The sequence below is a fragment of the Streptomyces sp. CNZ301 genome, from assembly GCF_004217425.1.
This window is the reverse complement of sequence record NZ_SHLG01000001.1, coordinates 2,851,998-2,875,079: the sequence shown is the minus strand read 5'-3', so window position 1 is coordinate 2,875,079 and position 23,082 is coordinate 2,851,998. Positions and strand designations below refer to the sequence as shown.

Annotated in this window: 14 protein-coding genes and 1 pseudogene; 8 read left to right on the top strand and 7 right to left on the bottom strand. The window is 71.1% G+C overall.

Annotation, left to right across the window (positions count from 1 at the left end; translation table 11 throughout):
* Nucleotides 1-33: 33 nt before the first annotated feature.
* Nucleotides 34-2,745 carry a LuxR family transcriptional regulator gene (locus EV375_RS12280; RefSeq protein WP_130299471.1) on the bottom strand — a complete coding sequence of 904 codons (2,712 nt, stop codon included), beginning with the start codon at nt 2,743-2,745 and terminating at the stop codon, nt 34-36.
* 982 nt (nt 2,746-3,727) lie between these two features.
* Between EV375_RS12280 and EV375_RS12275 the strand changes: the two genes are divergently transcribed.
* Complete coding sequence (locus tag EV375_RS12275; RefSeq protein ID WP_130299470.1) at nt 3,728-5,545, top strand: LamG domain-containing protein; 1,818 nt, start codon at nt 3,728-3,730, stop codon at nt 5,543-5,545.
* A gap of 302 nt (nt 5,546-5,847) precedes the next feature.
* Nucleotides 5,848-6,372: a hypothetical protein gene (locus EV375_RS12270; RefSeq protein ID WP_130299469.1), complete on the top strand. Its 525-nt coding sequence runs from the start codon at nt 5,848-5,850 to the stop codon at nt 6,370-6,372.
* A gap of 280 nt (nt 6,373-6,652) precedes the next feature.
* On the opposite strand, the gene EV375_RS12265 is transcribed toward EV375_RS12270, so the two are convergent.
* Nucleotides 6,653-7,483: an ATP-binding protein gene (locus EV375_RS12265; protein WP_130299468.1), complete on the bottom strand. Its 831-nt coding sequence runs from the start codon at nt 7,481-7,483 to the stop codon at nt 6,653-6,655.
* 240 nt (nt 7,484-7,723) lie between these two features.
* On the opposite strand from EV375_RS12265, the gene EV375_RS12260 reads away from it, so the two are divergent.
* Nucleotides 7,724-8,119, top strand: a complete 396-nt coding sequence (locus tag EV375_RS12260; protein WP_130299467.1) for a nitroreductase/quinone reductase family protein — start codon at nt 7,724-7,726, stop codon at nt 8,117-8,119.
* Nucleotides 8,120-8,161: 42 nt separating this feature from the next.
* Here EV375_RS12260 and EV375_RS12255 read toward each other — a convergent pair whose 3' ends face one another.
* From EV375_RS12255 to EV375_RS12245, 3 genes are all read right to left on the bottom strand, one after another.
* Entirely contained in the window at nt 8,162-10,456 is a 2,295-nt protein-coding gene (locus tag EV375_RS12255; RefSeq protein ID WP_130299466.1) for an FdhF/YdeP family oxidoreductase, read from the bottom strand.
* A 553-nt stretch (nt 10,457-11,009) separates the two neighbouring features.
* Complete coding sequence (locus EV375_RS12250) at nt 11,010-11,720, bottom strand: GNAT family N-acetyltransferase (RefSeq protein WP_130299465.1); 711 nt, start codon at nt 11,718-11,720, stop codon at nt 11,010-11,012.
* 626 nt (nt 11,721-12,346) lie between these two features.
* On the bottom strand, nt 12,347-12,652 hold the full coding sequence (locus tag EV375_RS12245; RefSeq protein ID WP_130299464.1) for a hypothetical protein: 306 nt from the start codon (nt 12,650-12,652) through the stop codon (nt 12,347-12,349).
* Between the two features lie 758 nt (nt 12,653-13,410).
* Here EV375_RS12245 and EV375_RS12240 point away from each other — a divergent pair.
* The 5 genes from EV375_RS12240 to EV375_RS12215 all read left to right on the top strand — a co-directional run bounded on the left by EV375_RS12240 (nt 13,411) and on the right by EV375_RS12215 (nt 20,397).
* Complete coding sequence (locus tag EV375_RS12240) at nt 13,411-13,893, top strand: GtrA family protein (RefSeq protein ID WP_130299463.1); 483 nt, start codon at nt 13,411-13,413, stop codon at nt 13,891-13,893.
* Between the two features lie 111 nt (nt 13,894-14,004).
* Complete coding sequence (locus EV375_RS12235; protein ID WP_130299462.1) at nt 14,005-14,760, top strand: nucleotidyltransferase family protein; 756 nt, start codon at nt 14,005-14,007, stop codon at nt 14,758-14,760.
* Nucleotides 14,761-15,042: 282 nt separating this feature from the next.
* Nucleotides 15,043-16,212, top strand: a complete 1,170-nt coding sequence (locus tag EV375_RS12225) for a hypothetical protein (protein ID WP_130299460.1) — start codon at nt 15,043-15,045, stop codon at nt 16,210-16,212.
* Between the two features lie 403 nt (nt 16,213-16,615).
* The gene (locus tag EV375_RS12220) at nt 16,616-18,967 is read left to right on the top strand and encodes a GH92 family glycosyl hydrolase (protein ID WP_130301796.1); all 2,352 of its coding nucleotides are present in this window, start codon (nt 16,616-16,618) and stop codon (nt 18,965-18,967) included.
* Nucleotides 18,968-19,446: 479 nt separating this feature from the next.
* A complete protein-coding gene (locus tag EV375_RS12215) occupies nt 19,447-20,397 on the top strand; it encodes a LysR substrate-binding domain-containing protein (protein WP_130299459.1) in 951 nt (316 codons plus the stop codon).
* Nucleotides 20,398-20,555: 158 nt separating this feature from the next.
* Here the strand turns inward: EV375_RS12215 and ddaH are convergent.
* Together ddaH and EV375_RS12205 are read right to left on the bottom strand one after the other, a co-directional pair.
* Nucleotides 20,556-21,373: pseudogene (gene ddaH, locus EV375_RS12210) on the bottom strand (dimethylargininase); the annotation flags it as partial.
* 224 nt (nt 21,374-21,597) lie between these two features.
* On the bottom strand, nt 21,598-22,845 hold the full coding sequence (locus EV375_RS12205; RefSeq protein ID WP_165434718.1) for an AMP-binding protein: 1,248 nt from the start codon (nt 22,843-22,845) through the stop codon (nt 21,598-21,600).
* Between the last annotated feature and the right edge of the window lie 237 nt (nt 22,846-23,082).

Genomic DNA, 23,082 nt, shown 5'->3' with positions numbered 1-23,082 from the left:
ACCGGCAGGAGACGTCCCCCTTCGAGACGTGCGTCAGGAGAAGTCCTCTTTCAGGTACGCCGCCCTCAGCTCCCGCCGGCTGCGCACCCCCAGCTTCCGGTAGATGTTCTGGAGGTGGTTGTCCACCGTCCGCTTGGAGATGGTGACGGCCTCCGCGACCTCCGCGTTCGTGAGCCCGGAGCACACGAGCCCCGCGATCTCCGCCTCTCTCGCGGTGAGATGCCTGGCCGTCCCCAGCGCCGTCAGCCCCGGCGTGCGGGCCTGCTCGCAGTGCCGCTGGAGCGAGATGGACAGGTTCTCCGCCGCCGTGGCGGACCGCTGCTCGCCACGGTTGCTCCACTGCGTGCAGGCGGAGGCGGCGGCCTCCGCCGCGACCAGTGACGCCCCGGCCCCCGCGAGCACATGGGCGCTCTGCATGAGCCGCTCCGGGTCCCCGGCGGCGAGAGCGGCGACGTACGAGGCCCGGGCGGCGGTGAGCGCGCCGTCGGAGGTCCCGGCGATGTGCAGCAGCCTCGCCTCGGCACCCCGGGCGTCGCCCAGGCGGGCGATGTCGGTGAGGATCCTGGCCTCGCTGGCGAGGTGGCCCGCGGCCCGCGCGTCCTCCGCCGCCTCCCACAGGACGCCGCGTGCCGCCTGCTGCTTTCCCTGAGCTGCCAGCAACCACGCCTGGCCCAGCGGCAGTTCGGAGCGGAAGGTGCCCCAGCGCGGCAGGTCCGAGCACGCTTCGACGGCCTTTGCCGCGGCCGGGACGTCCTGCATCAGGGCGGCGGCCTCCGCCTTGCGTGCCAGTGCGATGTGCAGGATGCCGGGGAAGGAGTTGCGTGAGGCGACGCCGGCGGACTGCGCGGCCCAGCGCCGTGCCTCGGTCGGACGGCCCAGCAGCAGCGAACAGCGCGCGAGCGCAGCGGCGATCAGCGCCTCCGCACCGGCGACGTCGTCGGCCAGCGCCTCCTGCCAGCCCCGCTCGCCGGTCTTGTACGCCTCGTCGAGCCTGCCCTCCTCCTCCAGCGCGAACATGACGATGCTGAGGTACTCCACCGGGTGCGGAATCGCCGGGGTCTCCTCCAGGCGCACCCGTTCCTCGTACGCCTCGCGGGCCGACTCCAGGCCCTCCCGCACCCGGCCCGTGGCCACCAGTGCGATGGCCCGTGGACCGTTTCCGAGTACGCCGGCGAGGCAGTTGCCCTCGAAGCACCGGACGCCCATGGGGCCCTGGGACGCCGCGGAACTCCCGCAGCCGGCGGCGTCCACGACGCGCAGCGCCTCCTCCGGCCTGCCGAACGCCACGAGGATCGCGCCGCGGGCCGCCGTCAGAGCGTCCCGGTGCCGCCGTTCGGATACCTCCCGCGCCGCCTCCGCGTTGACGTCCAGCGCCTTGCGGGCGTCGATGAACCCCCACGCGAGCAGCCTGGACCTGCCGATGGCGAGGAGCAGCCGGTCGAACTCCCCGTCCGTCCGCTCCGCGGCCTCCTCGAAGACCTCCCATGCGCCGGCCAGATCGCCCAGCTCGTACAGCGACTCGGCGAGCAGCAGACGGGAGAGGAAATCCTCGCCCTCACGGCACGCGGCACGCGAAAGTTCGCGCACCGTACGGAAGTTCTGGGTGCGGCGGGCCAGGGTCGCGGCCCGCAGCAGGGTGTCGGGGTCCGCGGACCCCGTGGCGGCGAGCTGCCAGGAGGCGATCCGGATCTTGTCGGTGAACCTCTTCGCGCCCCTGGCCCTCACCAGTTCGGCCTCCTCGCTGAGGATGCGCCGGCGTTCCGGGGACGGGATCGCGACGCGCAGCACCTTCTCGTGCGCCGGGTGCGCGAGCGCGACCGACTCTCGACGGCCTTCCCTCAACGGCGTTGTGAACCCGAGGACTTCGAGCTCGTCCATCGCTCCGTCGGGAAGGCTGGCGGCCTCCACGGGCTGGCACAGCGCGATCCTGTTCAGGGTCCTGCGGGTCTCCGGGGACACACCCGCCAGCCGCCTCTCGACGATCTCCGACAGGAGGGGCGTGGGGCCGAGGTCCGAAATCAGCGTCCACGACTCCCCGTCGTCGACGAGGCTCTCCTCCGCCAGGGCGTTGAGGACGAACTCCCGCAGATAGCAGGGATTTCCGCCGCTGACCCGGTGCAGCAGGGAGACCGTGCGAGGTTCCACCGGGCCGCCGAGCACCCGGACCATGACCTCGCCGGTCTGCGGTTCGCTCAGGGGGTTCAGGTCCGCTCTGCGTGTCCGGCCGCCCGACTGCAGGCAGTACGCGACGGGCCCCAGTTTCTGCAGCGACCCGACCGTGCCGAGGAGGAACGCGGCTCCGGCTTCCAGGAGTTGAGCCGTGAGCGACGCCGACGCCTCGTCGAGTCCGTCGAGGTCGTCGACGACGAGCGTGAACCTCCGCAGGGCGGCGCCCCTCGGCCTCTCTCCACCGCCTGCTCCCGCGCCCGCTCCCGCGCCTCCTCCCGTGAAGGCTTCGCGGGCCGTCGCGAACAGGGACACCGCGTCGCCGACGCCGGCGCCGGGCGGCAGCAGATGCGCCAACGATGCGAGGGGGAAGTCCGGTTCGGAGACGGAGACCGCCTTGCCGGCCGGATGGCCACGGCGCTCGGCCCGCTCCCGGCAGACCTGTGCGAAGTGCGACTTCCCGATGCCCTGCGGGCCGTGTACGACGAAAGCGTGGCAGTGCTCGTTCGCCAGCGCCTCGTCGAAGTCGGCGAGCTCCCGCTCGTGCCCGACGAACGGCCACGCTGTCGGAGCTTCCACGATGTCGCCCCCTCGCAGGAAGTCGGCTCGGTGCACTAGGGCGTGTTTCGAAGTCCCGTCTGCGGGGCGACGCCACGCACGCACGCTCGCTGCGTTGTCGGTCGTCGGCGCAGCCCGCTGCGCTCTCCTCCCTCCGCCTTGCGATCGCACGCACCTGACGCCGCCCCGCCCGCCCTGACGGGCGGACGACGCTACTTCGAAGCACGCCCTAAGGACCCTCTCGCCGGAGGAGCCCCGTACGTACGGGATTTGGCGCATCTTGAGTGGTTCGGGCGCTGTCACGGATGTGACGTGCCGGGCGCACGTCCGGACCCATCCGGCGTGCGCGGGCAGCACCTGGGCCGCGTTCGGGGCCTGTTCGCCGCAGAGGCGGCGGCCCCGCGGCGGGCCGGGGACGGGGCCGAAGTGCGCCGCCGGCCGCACCGGAACCCGCGGCCGTTTCCGGCGCCGGTTCCGCCGCGATCAGGGAGAGAGAGCCGGCGCAGGGGGCCGGAAGCGGCCGGGCGCGCGTGGCCCGTCAGCCGACGGGACCGACCCCGGACGAACTGGCCGCCGGCCCACCGGAGTTCACCGCTCCGGCACCGGCGCCGGAGCGGTGAACTCCCGTGCGCCTGCGCCTGTGAACGTGACGCCCGGACAGCGGAGCAGCTTGACGGCCGGGCCGGGATCCGGCTGCCCGGCTGCTCCGTCTGCCGGGTCCGGACTGGGCATTGCTCCTCATGCCGGAACTCAAACCCCTGTCCGCGGGGACCCGCCGGTAACCACCCTTTCCGGCTATGCGACATCACTCGGCCCCGCCCCGCAGGGTGATTGGACGGCGGCATCAAGAGCAGTCCCAGGCTAGGTACATATTGCCTATGGCCTTTTCAGCATCCTTCCGCTGAGCTGGGTGTTGACCATTGCCGCCGACGCGGTCCGGGCCTCGACCAGGTGAAGCAGCCGACTCGTACGGGCCGGGACGCCGGGGAGATTGAACGAACGCATGGAACGCGCGCGCCAGTCCGACGCGGAACTGCTCCGTCTCGTACGAGCGGGAGGGGAGCCTTCGACCGCTGCGCTCCGGGAGCTCGAGCAGCGGCACTTCCAGGCGGTCAGGGTCTTCGCGTCGGCATGCGTCGTGACGTCCTCCGCGGCCGACGCCCTGGCGGGGCAGGCCTGGAGGCAGGCGTTGCGGCCGGAGGACGGCACCGCGGGCGCGGTCCGTCCGCGGGCACTGTCGGTCGTCCTGCGCACTGCCGCGGCATGGGCCGGCACCGAGCAACGGAGCGTTCTCAACCAGGACTTGATCACTTGGGTCCAGGCACACATACCGCTGCCCCCCGCCGGTGAGGGGGGCAGCGAGGAGGCGGCCTTCCTGCCCCCCAGCCTCGCGGCGCGGGCCTTCGAGGGCGTCGCCGACCACAGCCAGGCGGTGCTGTGGCACAGGACCGTCGAGCACGACGAGAGCGAGCGCATCGAGGAGATCCTCGGGCCGGGCACCGAAGCGGTCTCCCTGCTGGAGAGGCGCGCGCGGAGCGAGCTGTACAACGTCTACGTACAGACACACCAGGCCGGTCTGGACGACGAGTGCCGGCCCTTCCACCGGATGGTCCTCGCCTACGCCGAGGAGAAGTCCCTCGACATGGCGGCCGATCTCGCACCGCACCTCGAGGTGTGCGCCGTCTGCTCGCGGGCCGTCGCCGACCTGGGGCGCCTGCGCGTCGACTGCGGCGGGTTCCTGGCGGACGCGGTGCTGCCCTGGGGAGGCGAGGAGTACGGCGCCATGAGGGCGGAGGAGGACGCCCCGGTCGGAACCGCCCTGGAACTCCTTCCGGCAGGCGTCCACTTGGCGCAGCCGCCGGGCGGGACGCGGCGTCGCCTCTTCGGGCGCTGGGGCCCGGTCCGTCCCGCGGGCCGGAGCAGGCGTGCCACCCGGCTGCTGCAGACCCTCGCCCTCATAGGACTCACCTCCCTCGCGGCCGCGTTCGCCTTCTCCGGGAATCTCCGTCCCGGCGCGTCGCAGAGCAACGAGGCCGGCCCTTCGCAGAGCGCGCAGCCTCCGGGGAAGCCGGGGCCCGCCCGTACGACCGCCACGGCCACGGCCACGGCCACCGTCACGGCGACCCGCAGCTCCAAGCCGCCCTCCAAGGGCGGCAAGCCCCCGCCGCCCGCCTCCAGGCCGCCCGTCGGCGGAGCGCTGCTCGAGTGGCTCTTCGACGACGTCAAGGGCGGGACGGTGGCGGACACTTCGAAGAACGGGCACAACGGGGCCCTCAGGGGCTCACCTCCCACGAGGGTCGTCGGAAAGGCGGCGCAGTTCGCCGGAGGGCAGGCGGTCGTCTCGGACGGTCCCGTGGTCGACACCGAGAGCAGCTTCTCCGTCTCGGCGCGGGTGCGGCTGGACGACACCGAGGAGCGTCAGGTCGTGGTGAGCCAGGACGCGGACCGGGCCAGCGGCTTCATGCTCCAGTACGACGCCGAGGAGGACCGCTGGGAGATGCGGATCCCCGAGAACGACGACGAGGACGCCGAGGACGCCGACGCCGACGAGGCGGCCGCCGACTTCGGCCCCGAGCCCGGTGAGTGGACCCACCTGACGGGCGTCTACGACGATCCCGGCAACGAGATCCGTCTCTACGTCGACGGCAGGCTCGAGGACGTCACCGAGCACGATGGCGACTTCGCCTCCGAGGGCGGCTTCGCCGTGGGCCGCGGGCTCTCGTTCGGTGAGGGCTTCCGGGGCACGTTGGGCAGCATCGACGACGTGAGGGCCTTCGGCAAGGCGCTCACCGCCGGTCAGGTGGCCGCGCTGGCGAAGTAGCCGGGAGAGCTCCGAACAGCTCCCGGCCGCAACCCCTGAACGCCGCCTTTGCGCCCCAAGTCCACCCGTATGACGGGGACTTGGGGCGCTCTCGTGCGTGGGGCGAGACGGTGCGGGTGCGGCCCGCCGCGGGGATTTCTTGCGTATCCGTATATCGCCGCACCCGTATAGGCGCGCCACGGATACGTGAGTACGTTCCTGGCGACCGGTATGCGGGCCGCGGTTCGGCCCGAGCATTCGCGGCGGCCCCGGACGGGACCTGCCGACGCGGTGCACGCCGCCCCCCACAGAGGAGATTGTCCATGCGTACGCTCCTACGAAGACTGACCGGCGCCGCGGCTCTGGTCTTCGCACTCGTCTTCGCGTTCCCCACCTCGGCCACCGCCGCCGAGATCGGCGCCGCGGCACGTTCCGACGCCGCACAGTCCGTCTCGGCGCAGAGCGCGCAGGCCGCCGGCGAAGGCGTGCTGTCCGACCGCTTCCCGACCGGCGAGGCCCCCGGCACCAGCGCTCTCCCCGACGCGCCCCGTGACGAGCGCTCAGGTTTCACCGCCTGGAGCTACCACATCACCTCGTCGTGCAGCGGCCTCGAAGGCCCCATACGCCAGGGCGCCAACTTCTGGGGCGACGCCCAGGAGACGTCCTCCAGCGGCACTCCCGTGGAGTGCACCGGCGGCTACGTGCAGGGCTGCGGCGGCGGGAACGTCGTCGGATGCAACTGGGGCCAGGGCGACAGGATCATGCTCTCCACCCTCGTCAGCGACTTCGCCCTGCTCGCCGCGCACGAGTTCGGGCACAACTGGAACGTTCCGTCGGGGCCGCCGTGACCGTCGCCGTCGCTGTCGCCGTCTCTGTCACCGACGCCGTCGCCGCCGGTGTCCGCGACGTGTTCGGCGGCGCGCAGCCACTCCTCCGTACGGCCGCCGCCCCTCCAGTGGCGGGCGACCTGAGTCCATGAGACCGGTGTCCGGCTCGCGAGCATCGCCGCGGCGCGTTCGTGCAGCCGCTCCCGCACCGGGCCGGGCAGCTCCTGGTAGACGGCCGTGGCCTCCATCGGCACCGCGAACCCGTACCGTCCCTGCTCCGTCTCCCGCAGTACCGACGCCTTCAGGGCCGCCACCAGCGCCTCGTGTCCCGCCTCGCCGCACAGTCCGGCCACGGTGGCCAGGTCCCCGGCGCCCGCCGGAGCGCCGAGCACCGCGGCCGCCCGGACCACCGGGCGGCATGCCTCCGGGAGCGCGTCCAGCCGCTCCAGCACCAGCTCCGCAAGGCGTACCGGCACCCCGGCCCCGTCCACGTCCGCGGCGGTGAAGTGCCCCGCTCGCGGCCGCCGCACGCGTCGCGCAGCGTGCACAGGAGGTCCACGACGACCTGCGGCACGCCCGCCGAGCGCTGGTGCAGCCGTGTGACGAAGCCCTCGGTGCAGCGCCGGGCGCCGAGCAACTTTCCGGCCAGCGTGCGTACTTGCTGCTCGTCCAGGGGTGGCGGCGTGTAGCGGGTGACGGAGAGCCGGGCAGGGTAGTCCACCGCACGTCCCAACGGCAGGCCCGGCCGCGGCAGTTGTTCCGGCCGGTACGTCAGCACCGCCATGAGGCGTGCGGGCGGTTCGCGCAGCATGCCGCGCAGCAGCCCCAGGGCGTGCTCGTCCGCGTGGTGCAGGTCCTCGGCGACCAGCAGCACGGGCCGGACCGAGGCGAGTGAGGACTCCAGGGACGGGTGGGAGACGCAGGCGGCGGGATCGGCGATGTCGACGGCACCCGAAGGACCGAACGTGACGGCCAGCCGGGGCACGGCCCTCGCGTCGGGAGACTCCAGCAGCCGCCGCACCAGCTCGCTCTTTCCCGCACCGGCCGCGGCCCCGACCAGCACCAGCGCCGGCCGTGCCGCACCGCCGTCCGGCGCGCACGCCAACTGCCGCTGCCACGCTTGCTCGCACACGAGAGGCCGCTCCTCGCCCAGTCGCCACGAACTCCTCGCCGTACCGGGCGCCTGCGAGCGACGCACATGCCACCGATGGCCGGTGCCCGCTACGTATCACGTATTCGTACTAATGCACCAGAGCCCTGACTTGGCGGCTGCCGTACGCTCAAGTCCCGGCACCCGTACGGCAGTACGCGCCACGGAAGACGGGAATCGACACCTGGCGGACAAGCCGGATCAGAGGAGAGCCAGCAGCAGATGTCCCGCTATCACGAGCTCAAGTTCCAGGCGGTCACGGCCTTCCAGCGCCGGGTCGGGAACCCCGTCACGACGCGTCTGCCGGGCCAGGTCCTCCTGGAGACCACCGGACGCACCTCCGGCCTGCCCCGCCGCACCCCCGTCGGCGGGCGCCGCACGGGGAACGAGTTCTGGCTCGTCTCCGAGTACGGCGTCAAGTCCCAGTACATCCGCAACATCCAGACCGACCCGCGGGTCCGTGTGCGCATCCACGGGCGGTGGCACACGGGCACGGCCCACCTCGTCCCGGAGGACGACGCCGTCGCCCGGCTGAAGACCCTGCCGCGGCTCAACAGCGCCGCGGTACGGGCCTTCGGGACGAACCTGCTGTCCGTGCGCGTCGACCTCGACGAGTGACCACCCGGAGCCCGCGGGGGCCGCACCCCGTGCCGGACCGCTTCACACGGGCAGCCCCGCGGGTTCCAGGCGGCACACGACGCCCTTCGACGTGGGCGTGTTGCTGATGTCCGCGACGCTGTCCAGCGGCACCAGGACGTTGGTCTCCGGGTAGTACGAGGCGGCGGAGCCGCGCGCCGTCGGATACGCGACGACGCGGAAACCCTTCGCCCGCCGCTCCACGCCGTCGTGCCAGACGCCGACCAGGTCGACCTCGGCACGGTCCTCGATGTTCAGCTCCTCCAGGTCCGCCGGGTTGACCAGCACGACCCGCCGGGCGTTGTGGATGCCGCGGTACCGGTCGTTCATCGCGTACGGGACGGTGTTCCACTGGTCGTGGGAGCGCAGCGTCTGAAGCAGCAGATGCCCCTTCGGCGCCCGGAGCATCGTGAACTCGTTGCGGGTGAAGACCGCCTTGCCGGAGGGGGTGGCGAACCTGCGCTCGTTGACCGGATTCGGCAGCCGGAAACCGCCCGGCGCCGCGACCCTCGCGTTGAAGTCCTCGAATCCCGGAACGACCCGCGAGATGCGGTCCCTGATCGTGCCGTAGTCGGCCTCGAACTCCTCCCAGGGAACGGGAGTCGCGTCACCGAGGACGGCGCGCGCCAGCCGGCAGATGATCGACACCTCGCTGCGCAGGTGCGGCGAGGCGGGAGCCAGACGGCCCCGGGAGACGTGCACTTCGCTCATCGAGTCCTCGACGGTGACGAACTGCTCGCCGCCGGCCCGGACGTCCCGGTCGCTGCGGCCGAGGGTCGGCAGGATCAGCGCCGTTTCCCCGCACACCGTGTGCGAGCGGTTCAGCTTCGTCGAGATGTGCGCCGTCAGCCGGCAGCCGCGCAGGGCCTCTTCGGTGGCCTCGCTGTCCGGGCTGGCACGTACGAAGTTGCCCGCCACGCCGACGAAGAGCCGGGCCCTGCCGTCGCGCATCGCCCTGATGGCGTTCACCGAGTCCAGTCCGTGCCGGGTGGGCGGCGTGAAGCCGAACTCCCGCTCCAGGGCGTCCAGGAAGGGCTGCGGCATCCGCTCCCAGATCCCCATGGTGCGGTCGCCCTGGACGTTGCTGTGGCCGCGCACGGGACAGACCCCGGCCCCCCGCCTGCCGATGTTGCCGCGCAGCATCAGGAAGTTGACGATCTCGCGGATGGTGGGCACGCCGTGCTTGTGCTGCGTGAGCCCCATCGCCCAGCACACGACGACCTTCCGCGAGCGCAGGACGCGTGCGTGCACCGCCTCGATCTCCTCGCGGGTCAGCCCCGTCGCGTTGAGCACGTCGTCCCAGCAGACCTGGCGTGCGTGCGCCGCGTACTCGCCGAAGCCGGTGCTGTGTGCGTCGATGAAGCCGTGGTCGAGCACCTCCCCGGGCGCCTCGTCCTCGGCCTCCAGCAGCAGCCGGTTGAGTGCCTGGAAGAGGGCGAGGTCGCCGCCGGGACGGATCTGCAGGAACTGATCGGCGATGTCCGTACCGCGGCCGATCACGCCGCGCACCTTCTGCGGGTGCTTGAACCGCATCAGCCCCGCCTCCGGCAGCGGGTTCACGGCGACGACCCGGCCGCCGTTGCGCTTGGTCTCCTCCAGCGCCGAGAGCATCCGCGGGTGGTTGGTCCCGGGATTCTGGCCGACTACGAGGACGAGATCGGCTTCGTGGATGTCCTGGAGGCTCACGCTGCCCTTGCCGGTGCCGAGGGTCTCCATCAGTGCCGAACCGCTCGACTCGTGGCACATGTTGGAGCAGTCCGGCAGGTTGTTCGTGCCGTAGGCGCGGGCGAAGAGCTGGAGCAGGAAAGCGGCCTCGTTGCTGACCCGCCCGGAGGTGTAGAAGAGGGCCTCGTCGGGGGAGCCGAGGCCGCGCAGCTCGGCTGCGAGCAGGCCGGTCGCCTCGTCCCAGCCGATGGGTTCGTAGTGGTCCGAGCCGGGGCGCTTGACCATGGGCTCCGTCAGCCGGCCCTGCTGGTTGAGCCAGTAGTCGGACTTCTGGGCCAGCTCGGAGACTGAGTGCTCGCGGAAGAACCCGGCGGTCACGCGGCGCGACGTGGCCTCGTCGTTGATGTGCTTCGCGCCGTTCTCGCAGTACTCGTTGCGGCTGCGCTTCCCCGGCCCCGGCTCCGGCCAGGCACAGCCCGGGCAGTCGATGCCCTTGTCCTGGTTGACGTTCAACAGTGTCAGAGCCGTACGACGCACGGAGGTCTGGCCCAGCGAGTACTGAAGGGCGTGGGTCACGCCGGGCACACCCGTCGCCCAGGTCCTGGGCGGGGTGACGGACAGCTCGTCGGCCGGATCCTCGTTGTTGCTGCGCATGGTCTGCTCGGTCCCCTTCTGGCACGTGGCGCGAACTCGGCGCCGCTGACGCTCCGTCGAGGCCGGTGCGATCCGGCGAGAGCCAGGGTGGCCGCGTCTTCAAGAGGCGTAACCGGGCCGGGCCGGATATCGCCGCGGTTGCCTGCGTTTGGCCTTGTCCGCGGCTGCTCCAGCCTTGTTCCGCAGGACCGGGTCTGTCAAAGAGTTGTCGCCGATCAGCGGATAGGCGCCGTCTATCCGCTGGACGATCCCTGGTGGTCGAGACGATCGGGAGGCGGCAACGGCCCGGTCGGCGGCGGCGGTTCGCGGACGGTGGGCGCACGCCGGAGAGCGGTGCGGGGCGCGCGCGGGGGCCGGGCGGTCTGCCTTCGGGCGCGGGGCGCCCGGGTACTCGTCGGGTCGCGGCGCCGGTCGCGCGTCAGGCCTCAGGCCGGTCAGGTGTGAGGGGAGTCGGGGGCGAACGGGGCGGTCACCACAGGCAACGGCAGGTCATCCCAGGTCATCCCAGGCCATCCCAGGCCATCCCAGGCCACCGCCGTTCACGGGCGCGAGCTCACGGCCCGTACCGGTGGCCCGCGGGCGGAAGCCCGACGCGAGGCCGGATGCCCTGCGGAGGCACCGGCGACGGAGCCGGCCAGGAGGGCGCCGCCGGGGCAGCGGGCGCGGGCGCCGCGGGAACGGCCAGCTGCGCCTGACCGGGAGGGGCGGCGCGGCTGGGGGAGAGCAGCGCATACAGAGCGGTGTCCCGCCACGTGCCGTCGGGCCTCTTCTGGTGCCGGCGCAACAACCCCTCACGGAGTGCACCGATCTGCAGCATCGTGTCGTGCCCCGCACGGTCGAGGTCGTCGAGCTGCCACTCCACCCTCGAGAAACCCAGGTGGAACGCGTGCCGGACGAGCAGCAGATGGATCTCCACGGTGGCGTACGTGCCCGACAGCGATTCCCCGAGCCAGTGCCAGCCGATGTCCACCCGCTGATCGATGACGTTGATGTTGAGATAGGCGATCCAGCCCGCGGCGCGGCGGGTACGGGCGTCCAGCACGGCGAAGAGGAAGGCGCCCCCGGCAGCCTGCTGGGCGAGACGCTGCTCGACTATGAGGCGCATCTCCGCCTGCGACCGGGGCGCGAGCACCGGCAGCCAGCCCCAGTCCGTCTCGACGCCGCGCTGAGAGGCGTAGAGGTCCGGGACGTGATCGATCCTGAGCGGCTCCAGTATGACGTGCCGGCCGTTCAAGGCCACGGGAGCGGGGGCCCGCGCTGTCATGACGGCACGCTAGCGGTCGCGCACCGTCCGACGTAAGTGGCATGGGACACGTCATTCAACTTGGACAAATCCGCCGGCTTCTCGGCCCTCTCAGGTTTCACAGCCGCCTCTTCGCGGGACAGGCGTCCGGGCCCGCGCCGGGTCGGGGAACGTGGCAGAAGCCCACTGGCGGGCGTGGTGCCAGGCTTCCTGTCAGACACCCCCTCGGCGTGCGGTCAGGTGCGGTGCCGTGGTCAGGGGGTGCCGCGGTCAGGAGTCGAAGCCGGAGCGGTCCCGGCGGGAGACGACGGTGGTCCCGCACGTCCGGGAGGCGGGTCGTGACCGCACGCGAAGGCCCGGGGGCGCCCGCCCCCGCCCCCGCCCCCGCCCCGTGCCGGGGCGGCCCCTGTCGTCCGGCGGCGGGCCCCCGTACGCACAAGAAAGCCCCGTTGCCAGCGTTCGAGCTGGTCACAGGGCCTGCGGAGTGCGGATGCAGCCGGGTCAGGAGGCGATCGGCAGTCGATCGGCAGTCAGTCGGTCAGAAGTCGGTCAGGATTCGCCTTCACTCCCTGTCCCGGGGCGGCCTGAGCGCGGCCGGCAGCGTGACGGGGGCGTCCCGCGGGGTCGGTTCACGCTGAGGGCGCCGCTCAGTCGGGTTCCTCCTCGTTCGGACGGGACGGGGAGTCCGTGGGACGGACCGCGGTCTCGCCGTGGTACTCCGGGTCGATCGCGTTCGCCGCGCCGAGGGCTGTGAGCAGCCAGTCGTCGTCCTGCGGCCGGAGGCGGGCGGCTTCTCGGTGAGCGAGCGCGGCTTCCAGTTCGTCGAGTGCTGTCTCGAGCCGGGAGATGTCCGTTCCGGCCGAAGCTTCGCGAACATGCCGACGGGCATCCTCCACGCCCTGGTTCGCGTCCTCGTACAGGGCGTCGGGCTCGGACTTCTGAGGATCAACCATGCTTCCGAGAGTACGGCGCCGGTGCCCCGGTCCGACGAGGAGGTACCGCGAGATCCGGTGTGAGACGGCAGCTGTTTTCGTGACGGGAACGGCTCCCGCGGAGAAGTTCAAGATCAGTGCGGTGTCCGGCCGTCCCTGGCCGCACCGCGGAGCCGTGAACCGGTGCCCCGTGCACGGCCGGCGGCGGAGAGTGAACACCCGGCCGGTCGCTTGAACCCTCACCCGCCGGGCGGCACGGCGGAAATCGTGCTTGCATGGGTGAGTGAAAGAAATGAATTCGGGTGAGAGCAGCGGGTCGAAGAAGCGGCGCTGTTTCCGCCGTCCGCCCGGCTCTCTCCCGATTCCCTCTGCATGAAATTCATCCGGGGTCGCGATTCGGTGCAGGAACCGGCCCCACGGATACCGTCCTGTCGAATTCCGCGTCTCCGCGCGCCCGTACACAGAACATGAGCACACAGCACAGCACTGCACAGCACACGTCACATGATGAGAAATCGCCGCCGGACGGCCGGTGCGGATGAGCCGCTTGTGCCCGCGAAGTACCGGTGGATCCTGCACGGGAACGCCTCCGTGCCCGGCGGTGAGTTTTTCGCGCAGGTCACAGAGGTCCGGCGGGCAGGTGCCGGGTCGCGGCCGGTCCGGCGTGCGCGCCGCTGCCTGGCGGGTCTGCTCATCAGGTCCCGACTGTGTTCTCCACCTTCAGCGCCCCGGCAGAAAACCGCACGGGTGCCCTTTCAGCCCACGCCCCTGGACTGCCCATGCCCGAAGGAAAAACGCCAGGTGGTAAACGTCCGCGGATTTCCGCACTGGCGAACGAGATCGCGAAGTTCGCGGTCGTGGGCGGGGTCGGCGTGGCGGTGAACTTCGCGGTCTTCAATTTGTGCCGGACCGCAACCCAGCTGACCGTGGGGAAGTGCAGCTTCGCCGGGACCAGCGCGGCCATATTCGCCAACTACCTCGGATTCCGCTACTACACCTACCGCGACCGCCAAAGGAGGGGCCATGCGCGCGAATTCTCCTTCTTCGTGCTGTTCAGCGTGGTCGGCCTGGCGATCGAGAACGGGGTGCTCTACTCGGCGACGAACTGGTTCGGCTGGAACTCGGGCCTCCAGAGCAATCTCTTCAAGGGGCTGGGAATCGCAGTCGCCACATGCTTCCGCTTCGGCTCGTACCGGACCTGGGTCTTCCGGGCGCGGACCGACACCGTCGGCAGCCGGGCCCGCAGCCCGGCGGACGGGTAGCGGAACCGGACTCTGCCCGGAGGCCGCAGCAACCCGTACGACCGGGGGGTGCCGCCTCGCGGAACGCTCCGGGCGCCGCTCCCGGAACCTCGACGACGGAGGAAGCAGCGAATGTCCAGATCCTCGGTGACGCAGGCGCTGATACTGGCGGGCGGCCGGGCCACCCGCATGCGGCCCTACACGGATGACGCGCCCAAGGCGATGGTGGAGGTGGCGGGCACTCCCATCGTCGGCCACCAGCTCGCGTGGCTCGCGGAGCACGGTGTGCGGTCCGTGACGATCAGCGGCGGCTACAAGCACGAGATGATCACGGACTACGTGGGCGACGGCTCCGGCTTCGGCGTGACGGTGCGGTACGCCGTCGAGGGCGAGCCTCTGGGGCGGGGCGGAGGGCTCAAGTTCGGGGCCGCGCACCTTGCGGACCCCGACGCGCCCTTCTTCGCTCTGAACGGCGACGTGATCACGACGTTCCCCCTCGCGGAACTTGCCGAGCACCACGGCCGGCGACGCGGGTCGGTCACCGTCGCACTGGCGCCGTACCGTTCGAGCTGGGGACTCGCCGACCTCGGCGACGGAGACCGCATCCGGGGGTTCACGCAGTCACCTCGGCTCCCGTACTGGATCAACGCCGGGATCTACGTCTTCGACCCGGATGTGGTCGGGCTCCTTCCCACGACGGGGGACCACGAGGACACCACGTTTCCGAGGCTGGCCGAGGAAGGACGGCTCGTCGGATACCGGGTGACCGGCTACTGGCGAGGCATCGACACCGTCAAGGACGTGATCGAGGCCTCCAAGGAGATCGAGGCATCGGGGGCGGCCCTCCCGCCGGTGCTCCCGGCCCGGGCCGGGGACTCCGTCCCCTGAGCACGCCGCAACTCCTGGGATGCCATGTCCGGCAACTCCTGTGCGCACAAAGCGAGTTGCCGTGTCGTTTCCCGGGGGCCCGCATCAGGCTCCGGCCCCCACGCCCTGACAAGTCCAAGCCCCAGTCCAAGCCCAAGTCCAAGCCCCAGTCCAAGCCCAAGCCCAAGCCCCAGTCCAAGCCGAGCCCAAGCCCAAACCGAGCCCAAGCCCAAGCCCAAACCGAGCCCAAGCCCAAGCCTGACGCACAGAGGGCTGCCTTGCGCCCGCCGAGCTGGAGGGTCCATGGCTGCGAACCCGGCCGAGAGCGAGAAGCGTGAAAGCCGGCTTTGGGGGCAGGCGAGCCTCGCGCTTTCGCAGGCGGCGCCCGCCCTCGGCATCTACGCGGCCATCCGCCTGACCGGAATTCTGGTCGTCGCGATCTACGCCTGGACGCAGGGGCAGCACCTCGGAGCAGTCTTGGGAAACGCGTGGGACGCGAAGTGGTACGCACGCATCGCCACGGACGGCTACGGAACGGTCGTCAGGTCCTCCGGATTCGTGTACGACGACCGGGCCTTCTTTCCTCTCCTTCCCGGCCTGGAACGCGCCCTGTCCACGGTCCTTCCCGTCACCGCCGGCGAAGCGGGAATCCTCGTGGCGTCCCTTTCCGCACTCGCAGCAGCCTGGGGTCTCTATGCCGTCGGCACCGTCGTACGGGACAGAACCACCGGGATCTGGCTCGCGGTTCTGTGGGGCGTACTGCCGAACGCCGTGGTGCAGACCACGGCCTACTCGGAGTCCCTGCTGACGGCGACGGCCGCATGGTCGCTCCACGCGGCGCTCACCTCCCGGTGGCTCCGGTCCGGCTCGCTGGCGGTGCTCGCGGGGCTGTCGCGCCCGAACGGCTTCGCGGTCGCCCTCGCGGTCATCTGCGCGGCAGCGCTCACACTCTGGCGGGAGCCGGCCTCCCGCAGGGACTGGCGGGTGTGGACGGCGCCGGCCGTGGCGCCCCTGGGGTACCTGGGGTACATAGCCTGGGTCGGGTTCGAAACCGGCGCGCCCCTGGGCTATTTCAGGGTTCAGCGGGGGTGGGGTTCCCGCTTCGACTTCGGCCGCTCAGCCCTGGAATTCGCCTCGGAGAAGCTTGTTCCGGGGTCGGTGGGGCTCTCCTACTTCGTGGCGGCGGCCGTCGTCGTCGCTGCGCTGATCGGCCTTCTGTGTCTGCTGTGGAGCCGCCCCTACCCGCCCCTTGTGGTGTACAGCATCGCGATCATGGTGGCGGCGATCGGGGGCTCCCTCTACTTCGCCGTCAAACCCCGGCTTCTCATGCCGGCCTTTCCGCTGCTCCTCCCCGCGGCGATCGCGGCGGCCGGAGCGCGGCTGCGCGTGTCCGTCCCGGTCACCGGAGTCTTTGCGGCGTTCTCCGTCGCGTACGGGGCCTACCTCCTGATGTGGGCGTCCACGGCACCATGACGGTGCCTGATCCCGCGGTCCCTGTCCCCTGAGAGCGCGCCGCGGGCCCCCGCGCCATGAAGGCTCTCAGGGGCCCGGCGCCACGACCGGGCCGCGGGACCCGGCGCCCGCTACGCCGGGCGGTTCCGGCGGACCATTCGGGCATACTCACCGGCGCATTTCCCCGCATAACTGGATGTAAAGGCTCAGGGTGTCGGTGCGGTTGCCCATGTCACACCCCGTCGGTGAAACGCGTCCCGACTGCCCCTTGACGGCGCCGTCATGCGGACCGAAGAATGCTGAATCTGACAACGTTGTCTCGATGTTGTCCTGCTCTTTGCGGGCAACAGCCCGCCGGTGCCCCGCAGTTCGCGCAACCGCCGGGCATCCGCCCGCACCCGGAGGTTCCGCCATGGGTCTCGTCATGAAGTGGAACCGGCGGCTGCGCCTGCGTACCGCGGTGGCGCTGACCGTCGTCGCGGTGCTCGCCGGCACGGTCACGGGTGCGGCCCCGCGGCCGGCCGGTCCGGGTGAGGGCCGGCCGGTGGACCTGGTCAATCCCTTCATAGGCAGCGAGAACGAGGGGAACACCTACCCCGGTGCTGCGGTCCCGTTCGGCATGGTGCAACTGTCGCCGGACACCGGCCACAACACCGGTTACGACTACTCGCACAACCGTGTTCGCGGCTTCTCCAGCGTCCATCTCTCCGGTGTGGGCTGCGGGTTGGGCGGCGATCTTCCCGTGCTGCCGACCACGGGGGAGATCACGGAGACCGACAACGCCAAGTACGCGGCACGCTTCGACCACGCGGACGAGACGGCACGACCCGGCTACTACCGCGCGAAGCTCGGCGGCCGGGGCGGCATCGAGGCGGAACTGAGCGCTACGCAGCGCACTGGTGTGCAGCGCTACACCTTCCCCGCCACCGACAAGGCCAACGTCCTGCTCAACGCGGGCCAGTCGCTGCACAGGACCGTCTCCACGAAGGTGGAGATCCTGGACGAGCGGACGGTGCGTACCGCGATCACCGGCCGGGGCTTCTGCGACGACACCGAGCCGTACACCGTTCACACCGTCACCCGCTTCGACCGGCCCTTCACCGCCTCCGGGACGTGGAAGGGCGGCAAGGTCACCGAGGGCTCGGAGACGTCGCAGGCGGGGAGCGGCGGCAACGGCGCGTGGGTGCGCTTCGACACCGGCAAGGACCGCACGGTCGAGGCCACGACCGCGCTGTCGTACGTCGACGCGCGGGGCGCGGCGCTCAACCTGCGTGCCGAGGGCGGGCGTTCGTTCGACCGGGTCGCCCACGCCGCTCGGGCCGCGTGGGAGGACAGGCTCGACGACGTGCAGGTGCAGGGCGGCAGCCAGACGCTGCGCCGCACCTTCTACTCGTCCCTGTACCGCTCCTTCCTCGCCCCCAACATCGGCAGCGACGTGGACGGCCGCTACACCGGCTGGGACAAGAAGATCCACCGGGCGAGAGGCTTCACCTACTACCAGAACTTCTCGCTGTGGGACACCTACCGCACGCAGAACCAGCTCCTGTCGCTGCTCGCGCCGCGTGAGGCACGAGAGATGGCCGTCTCCGTGCTGCACAACGCCGAGGAGGGCGGGTGGCTGCCCAAGTGGGGCTACGGCACCGTCGAGACGAACATCATGACCGGCGACCCGGTCACCCCGTTCCTGACCAACGCCTATGAGCAGGGCCTGCTCCACGGGCACGAGGAGCGGGCGTACCGCGCGCTGAAGAAGAACGCCGACGGCCTGCCGCCCGCCGACTCACCGGCGCTCGGCCGCGAGGCCAACCAGGAGTATCTGGAGCGTGGTTTCGCCCCGTACAGCAAGGGCCGCCCGCACACGAAGCCCGGCGACTCCGCCTACGACCACGCTGCTTCCGCCACTCTGGAGTACGCCCTCTCGGACGCGATGCTCGCCGAGATGGCCGACGGCCTCGGCCACGAGGCGGACGCGGCGCGCTACGCCCGGCGCGCCCAGAACTTCCGGAAGATCTTCGACTGGTCGACGGGCTTCTTCCGCGCGCGGGGCGCCGACGGTGAGTTCACGGGCCCGGCCGATCCGGCGAAGAGCGAGGGTTTCCACGAGGGCACCTCCTGGCAGTACCAGTGGCTGGTGCCGCAGGACCTGCCCGGCCTGGTGGGCCTGATCGGAGGCACGAAGGCGGCCAACGAGCGGCTGGACTCCTTCTTCGCGTACGGCAAGCTGCTGAAGGACCCGGAGAAGACCGCCCGCGAGGTGTGGGTCAACGGCCCCTACGACTACTACAACGCGGACAAGTACAACCCGCAGAACGAGCCCGACCTCATCGCCCCGTACACCTATCTCTCGACGCGCCAGCCGTGGAAGACCACCGACGTGGTCCACGCGGCACTCACACTCTTCACCGACACCCCGACCGGCATGACCGGGAACGACGACCTCGGGACGATGTCCGCCTGGAACGTGCTGTCCTCGATCGGCATCTTCCCGGTGCAGCCCGGCACCGACACCTGGGGACTGTCCACACCGGTCTTCGAGCGCGTGGACCTCAGCCTGGACCGGCGCTACTACCCCCGCGGCCGGCTCAGCGTGAAGGCCCCGGGAACTTCGAGGACGCACCGCTACATCCAGTCGGCCGAAACCGGCGGCCGGGCCCTGGAGCGCACATACGTCACGACCAGCACCCTGCGGAAGACGGGAGAGCTGTCCTTCGAGGTCGGCACCTCCCCGTCCACCTGGGGCACATCCCCCGACGCCGCACCACCCCCGCTGAACTGACCGCGCGGCAGGGGCCCCTGGCGCGGCGCGGGACGGGCTCCGGGTGTGGCGGCTCGTCGCGGGCCGCGACGGGCAACTCGCGCGGGATCACCTGCCGTCGGGACGGCGCGGCGTGGGAACACGACGGCCGTGACGGAACCGTTCCGGAGGGCGCCGGCGTCCTTCGCGGCAGCCGGACGCGCAGGCGTGCCCGGCGCCGTACGCGCACGGGAAGCAGGAGGCAGGGCGCCGGAACGGGTCTGTTCCGGCGGGCGGTGGTGACCCTGCGCGGGCGTCCGGTCGCCTGGCGTACCGGAGGGAAGCTCGGTACCCTTCTGGCGACTCGTGACGTCGCATCAGACATCACAGTCGTAGCGGGATCTCGCGGCGGCCGATGTCCCGGGCGAGCGCCGCCGCCTTCCTGGACCGGACGCACTGCACGGCCGGTGTTCGTTGTTTTTCGACCTTCTGTATCGCGGGACATCGGGGGTAGTCCCAATATGGAGATTCGTAGTGCCCGTTATTTTGTGACTGTCGCCGAAGAGCTTCATTTCGGGCGGGCGGCGAAACGCTTACACATAACGCAGCCAGGTCTGTCCCAGGGCGTGAAGGCTCTTGAGAAGGCCGTCGGCATGCAGCTCTTCGAACGGGGCCGGCAGGGAGTGGCACTCACTCCCGAAGGAGAGGCCCTGCTGCCCGAGCTCCGTGAGTTATTGGCCCGCGCCGACGCGGTCGACTCCTTCGTGAAAATCCTCGCGGAGCAGTTCCACGGAAATCTCACCGTCGGATACACGAGATCCGCAGGACTGGGCCGCGCCTTCGACTTGATCAGTCGTTTCCGAGGCGCATGGCCACGAATACGTATCCAGTCCTCCAGCGCTTCCAGCAGCGGCAATCTGGAAGCCATTCGCGAACGGCGCCTCGACGTGGGGTTCGTGCGGCCGCCGCTGCCCGAGTCCTCCGAGGTGGAGTCCCTCAGCGTGGGCCGGGAGGAAGTGCTCGTCGGACTGCCGGAGGGGCACCGGCTCGCGCGGTCGCAGGAGGTGCGCAGGCAGGACCTCGTGGGCCTGCCGCTGGTGTACTTCTCCAAGTCGGCGGGCGGGCTGTGGCATTCGATACTGTCCGCCGTCTACCGGGGGCAGTACTTCCCCGAGATCAGCCGTGAGGAGCCGGACGTTCCGCACATGCTCGCGGCCGTCGCCGAGGGCGCGGGCATCACGCTCGTCACCGAGGGCTCGGTGGCGATGCTCGACGTTCCCGGCGTCGAGCTGCGGAGGCTGTCCGGGGCGCCGAGCGTCGGGCTGGACCTGGCGTGGCGGCGGGACAACGTCAACCGGGCGCTGCGCACGTTCGTGGAGTTCGTACGGGCCGAGGTGGGCGGCGCTGCCAAGGGCGGCCTGCCCGGTGCCGCCGCCGGGCCCGGCGGCGGCACCGGGATGCGCGCCAGGTGAAGACGCGGCCGCGGCACCTCGGACGACGCAGGCGGACCGAGGTGATCTGAACCCGCGGCCGCGGCAGGTCAGATCACGCAGGCGGTCAGGCCGGGGCCCTGCGCGGCGGCGCCCGCCGTCCCCGCGCCCGTGTCCGGCTCCGGCCTGCCGGACGGCTCGCGGATCTCAAGAGTGCAGCACTTCACGCTGCCCCCGCCTTGAGGAGCTCCGACAGATCGACGCCGTGCGGTTCGTAGCCGCGGCTGCGCAGTTCCGCGAGGAGCCCCGTGGCGGTCTCGGGGAGCACGACGTTCCGTCCGTCCGAGACGGCGTTCAGGCCGAACACCTCCGCGTCGTGGGACGAGGCGGTGAGGGCGCCGGGGAAGAGTTCCCGCAGCACGGCCCGGCTGCCCTCGGAGAAGGCCTCCGGGTAGTACATGACCTCGTCCCCGAGCACCGCGAGAGCGGTGTCCAGGTGGTAGAAGCGCGGGTCGGTGAGGGTGAGGGAGACGACGGGCCGGCCGAAGAACTCCTGCGCCTCCCCGTGGGAGAGCGGATCGGTGCGGAAGCCCGTGCCGGCCAGGATGCAGCGTCCCGTCACCAGGTAGTCGCCCTCGCCCTCGTTGACCCACCGCGGTTCGTGGACGCTGCCGAAGCCGCGCTCGCGGAACCACCGTGCGTAGGCGGGGCCTTCGGCGGCCCGCTCCTCGTTGCGGAAGCGGGCCGCCAGTACGCGGCCGTCGACCACGGTGGCGCCGTTGGCGGCGAAGACCATGTCGGGCAGACCGGGCAGCGGTTCGATGAGCTCCACGGTGTGCCCGAGGGCGGTGTAGAGGTCCTTGAGCTTCTCCCACTGCGCGACGGCACGGTCCCGGTCGACCGGTTTGCCGGGGCTCATCCACGGGTTGATGGCGTACTCGACGTCGAAGTAGGTGGGCGGGCACATCAGATATCGCCGCGGAAGCGCGGTGCGGACGGGGGCGGATCGGACCGGCATGACGACTCCAGAGGTCGGGGCGGGGGAGTGGAGGTGGAGACAGCCCGGCAAGTGTGGTGCCGGGCAGGGAGGGAAGGCGGCGCGGGCCCCAACCGGCCCGCCCGCGTGCGTCGTTACGTGCAGGGCCGCGGGGCCGCTGGGCCGGTCGGTCGCTGGGCCGCTGGGCCGCTCGGTCGCGACGGGCCGTGCGGGGCGGCCGCCGAGCCGCCCCGCGAAGCGCCCGTTCAGGCCAGGGGGGAGTCCTTGACCAGCAGCGGCGTCTTCTGCGATCGCTCGTTGATGCTGAAGCGCGGCGTGACACGCACCCAGAAGGCCTCCGGTGCCTCCGTCTCGACCTCGTAGCCCATCCGGTACACCTGCGTGAGCACCGTCTCCTTCACGCGCGCCTCCACCTCGTCCGCGTGGGCGCCCTGCCGTACCTTCACGCGCAGCTCCATGCGCTCGGAGGGAGTGCCGTGGTCGAAGAGCGCCACCTGCACCTCCGTGACGTCAGGGTCCAGCAGGGCGGCCTCCTCGATCTCCTGGGGAGTGACGAGGATGCTCAGGAACTTCATCTGCGGGTCGTCGCGGCCCAGTACGCGCAGCGCGGGCTCCGCGCGCCCGCACGTGCAGGCGGTGAACTCGCCCCGGTCGCCGATGCGGTAGCGCACCACCGGGTTGACGCACTCGGGGTGCAGATTCGTCACGAGGATCAACCCGTCGTCCAGCTCCACGTGCTGGTACGGCGTGAGGTGGAAGGTGTCCAAGGCGCAGCCGGGGCCGTTGTGTCCGATCACCCAGGTCTCGGTCGAGCCGTAGCAGCCGTAGAGCTCCGCGTCGGGCAGGATGCGCCGGGTCACCTCCAGGGCGGCGGCGCCGAACGGCTCGCCGGTCCACAGGAGTTTGCGGAAGCCGGGGGTGATGCCCGCGTCGACGCAGGTCTGGAGCAGGTGCGCGATCTGGCTCTGCGTCGCGTTGAGGGCGGTGGCACCCAGCCGGTGCACCATGCCCATCCACTCGGGAAGCTGCCGGTCCTCGATCGCGCCGAGCGGCACGCTGACGGCGCCGGACGAGTGGGCCAGCGCGTTGAAGAAGGCGTGCGACGAGCAGAGCCGGCCAGGGGTGTCGTAGTTGACCAGCACGTCGTCCGCGGCCAGCGGGTCCCAGACCGTGCGTATCTCCTCGATCATCTGGCCGCTGGGCACCAGGCTGAGCTTGGGCGCCGAGGTGGTGCCGCCGCTGCCGAGCACCAGCGAGCCGTGCGGGCGCCGCCGTGCCCTGAGCACCGTGTCCGGCAGCGCGGAGCGGAAGTCGTCCTTCGTCAGTACGGGCAGATCGCCGAGACCCGGTTCGCTCAGCGAACGGGCACGGTCGTACAGAGGGCTGAGCGTGGGCATCTCGCTCATCCGCTCCAGCAGCCGGCGTACGAGCGCCGGCGAGGTGACGGGCCGGTCGGGGGACGTGACGGGCTCTTCCGGTGAGGTGATGGCCATGCGGGACGGGCTCCCATCGCACGTTGCCGCTAGAAGCACGGCAGGAAAGAAAGGACGTCTCGAGTGCGCCACGAAAAGCAGGAGTTGTCCAAGAGAACTTTGGCGGCTTGAATAACGGTTTCTTATGAGAGCAGCTCGCCGGGGAGGGGCCCGGTGAGCCACCTCGCCCGATAACCGGGGCTTCTGGTCGGTGCGCCTGCTCGTATTGGACGGCCGGAGCGCCGTGCTGCAACATTG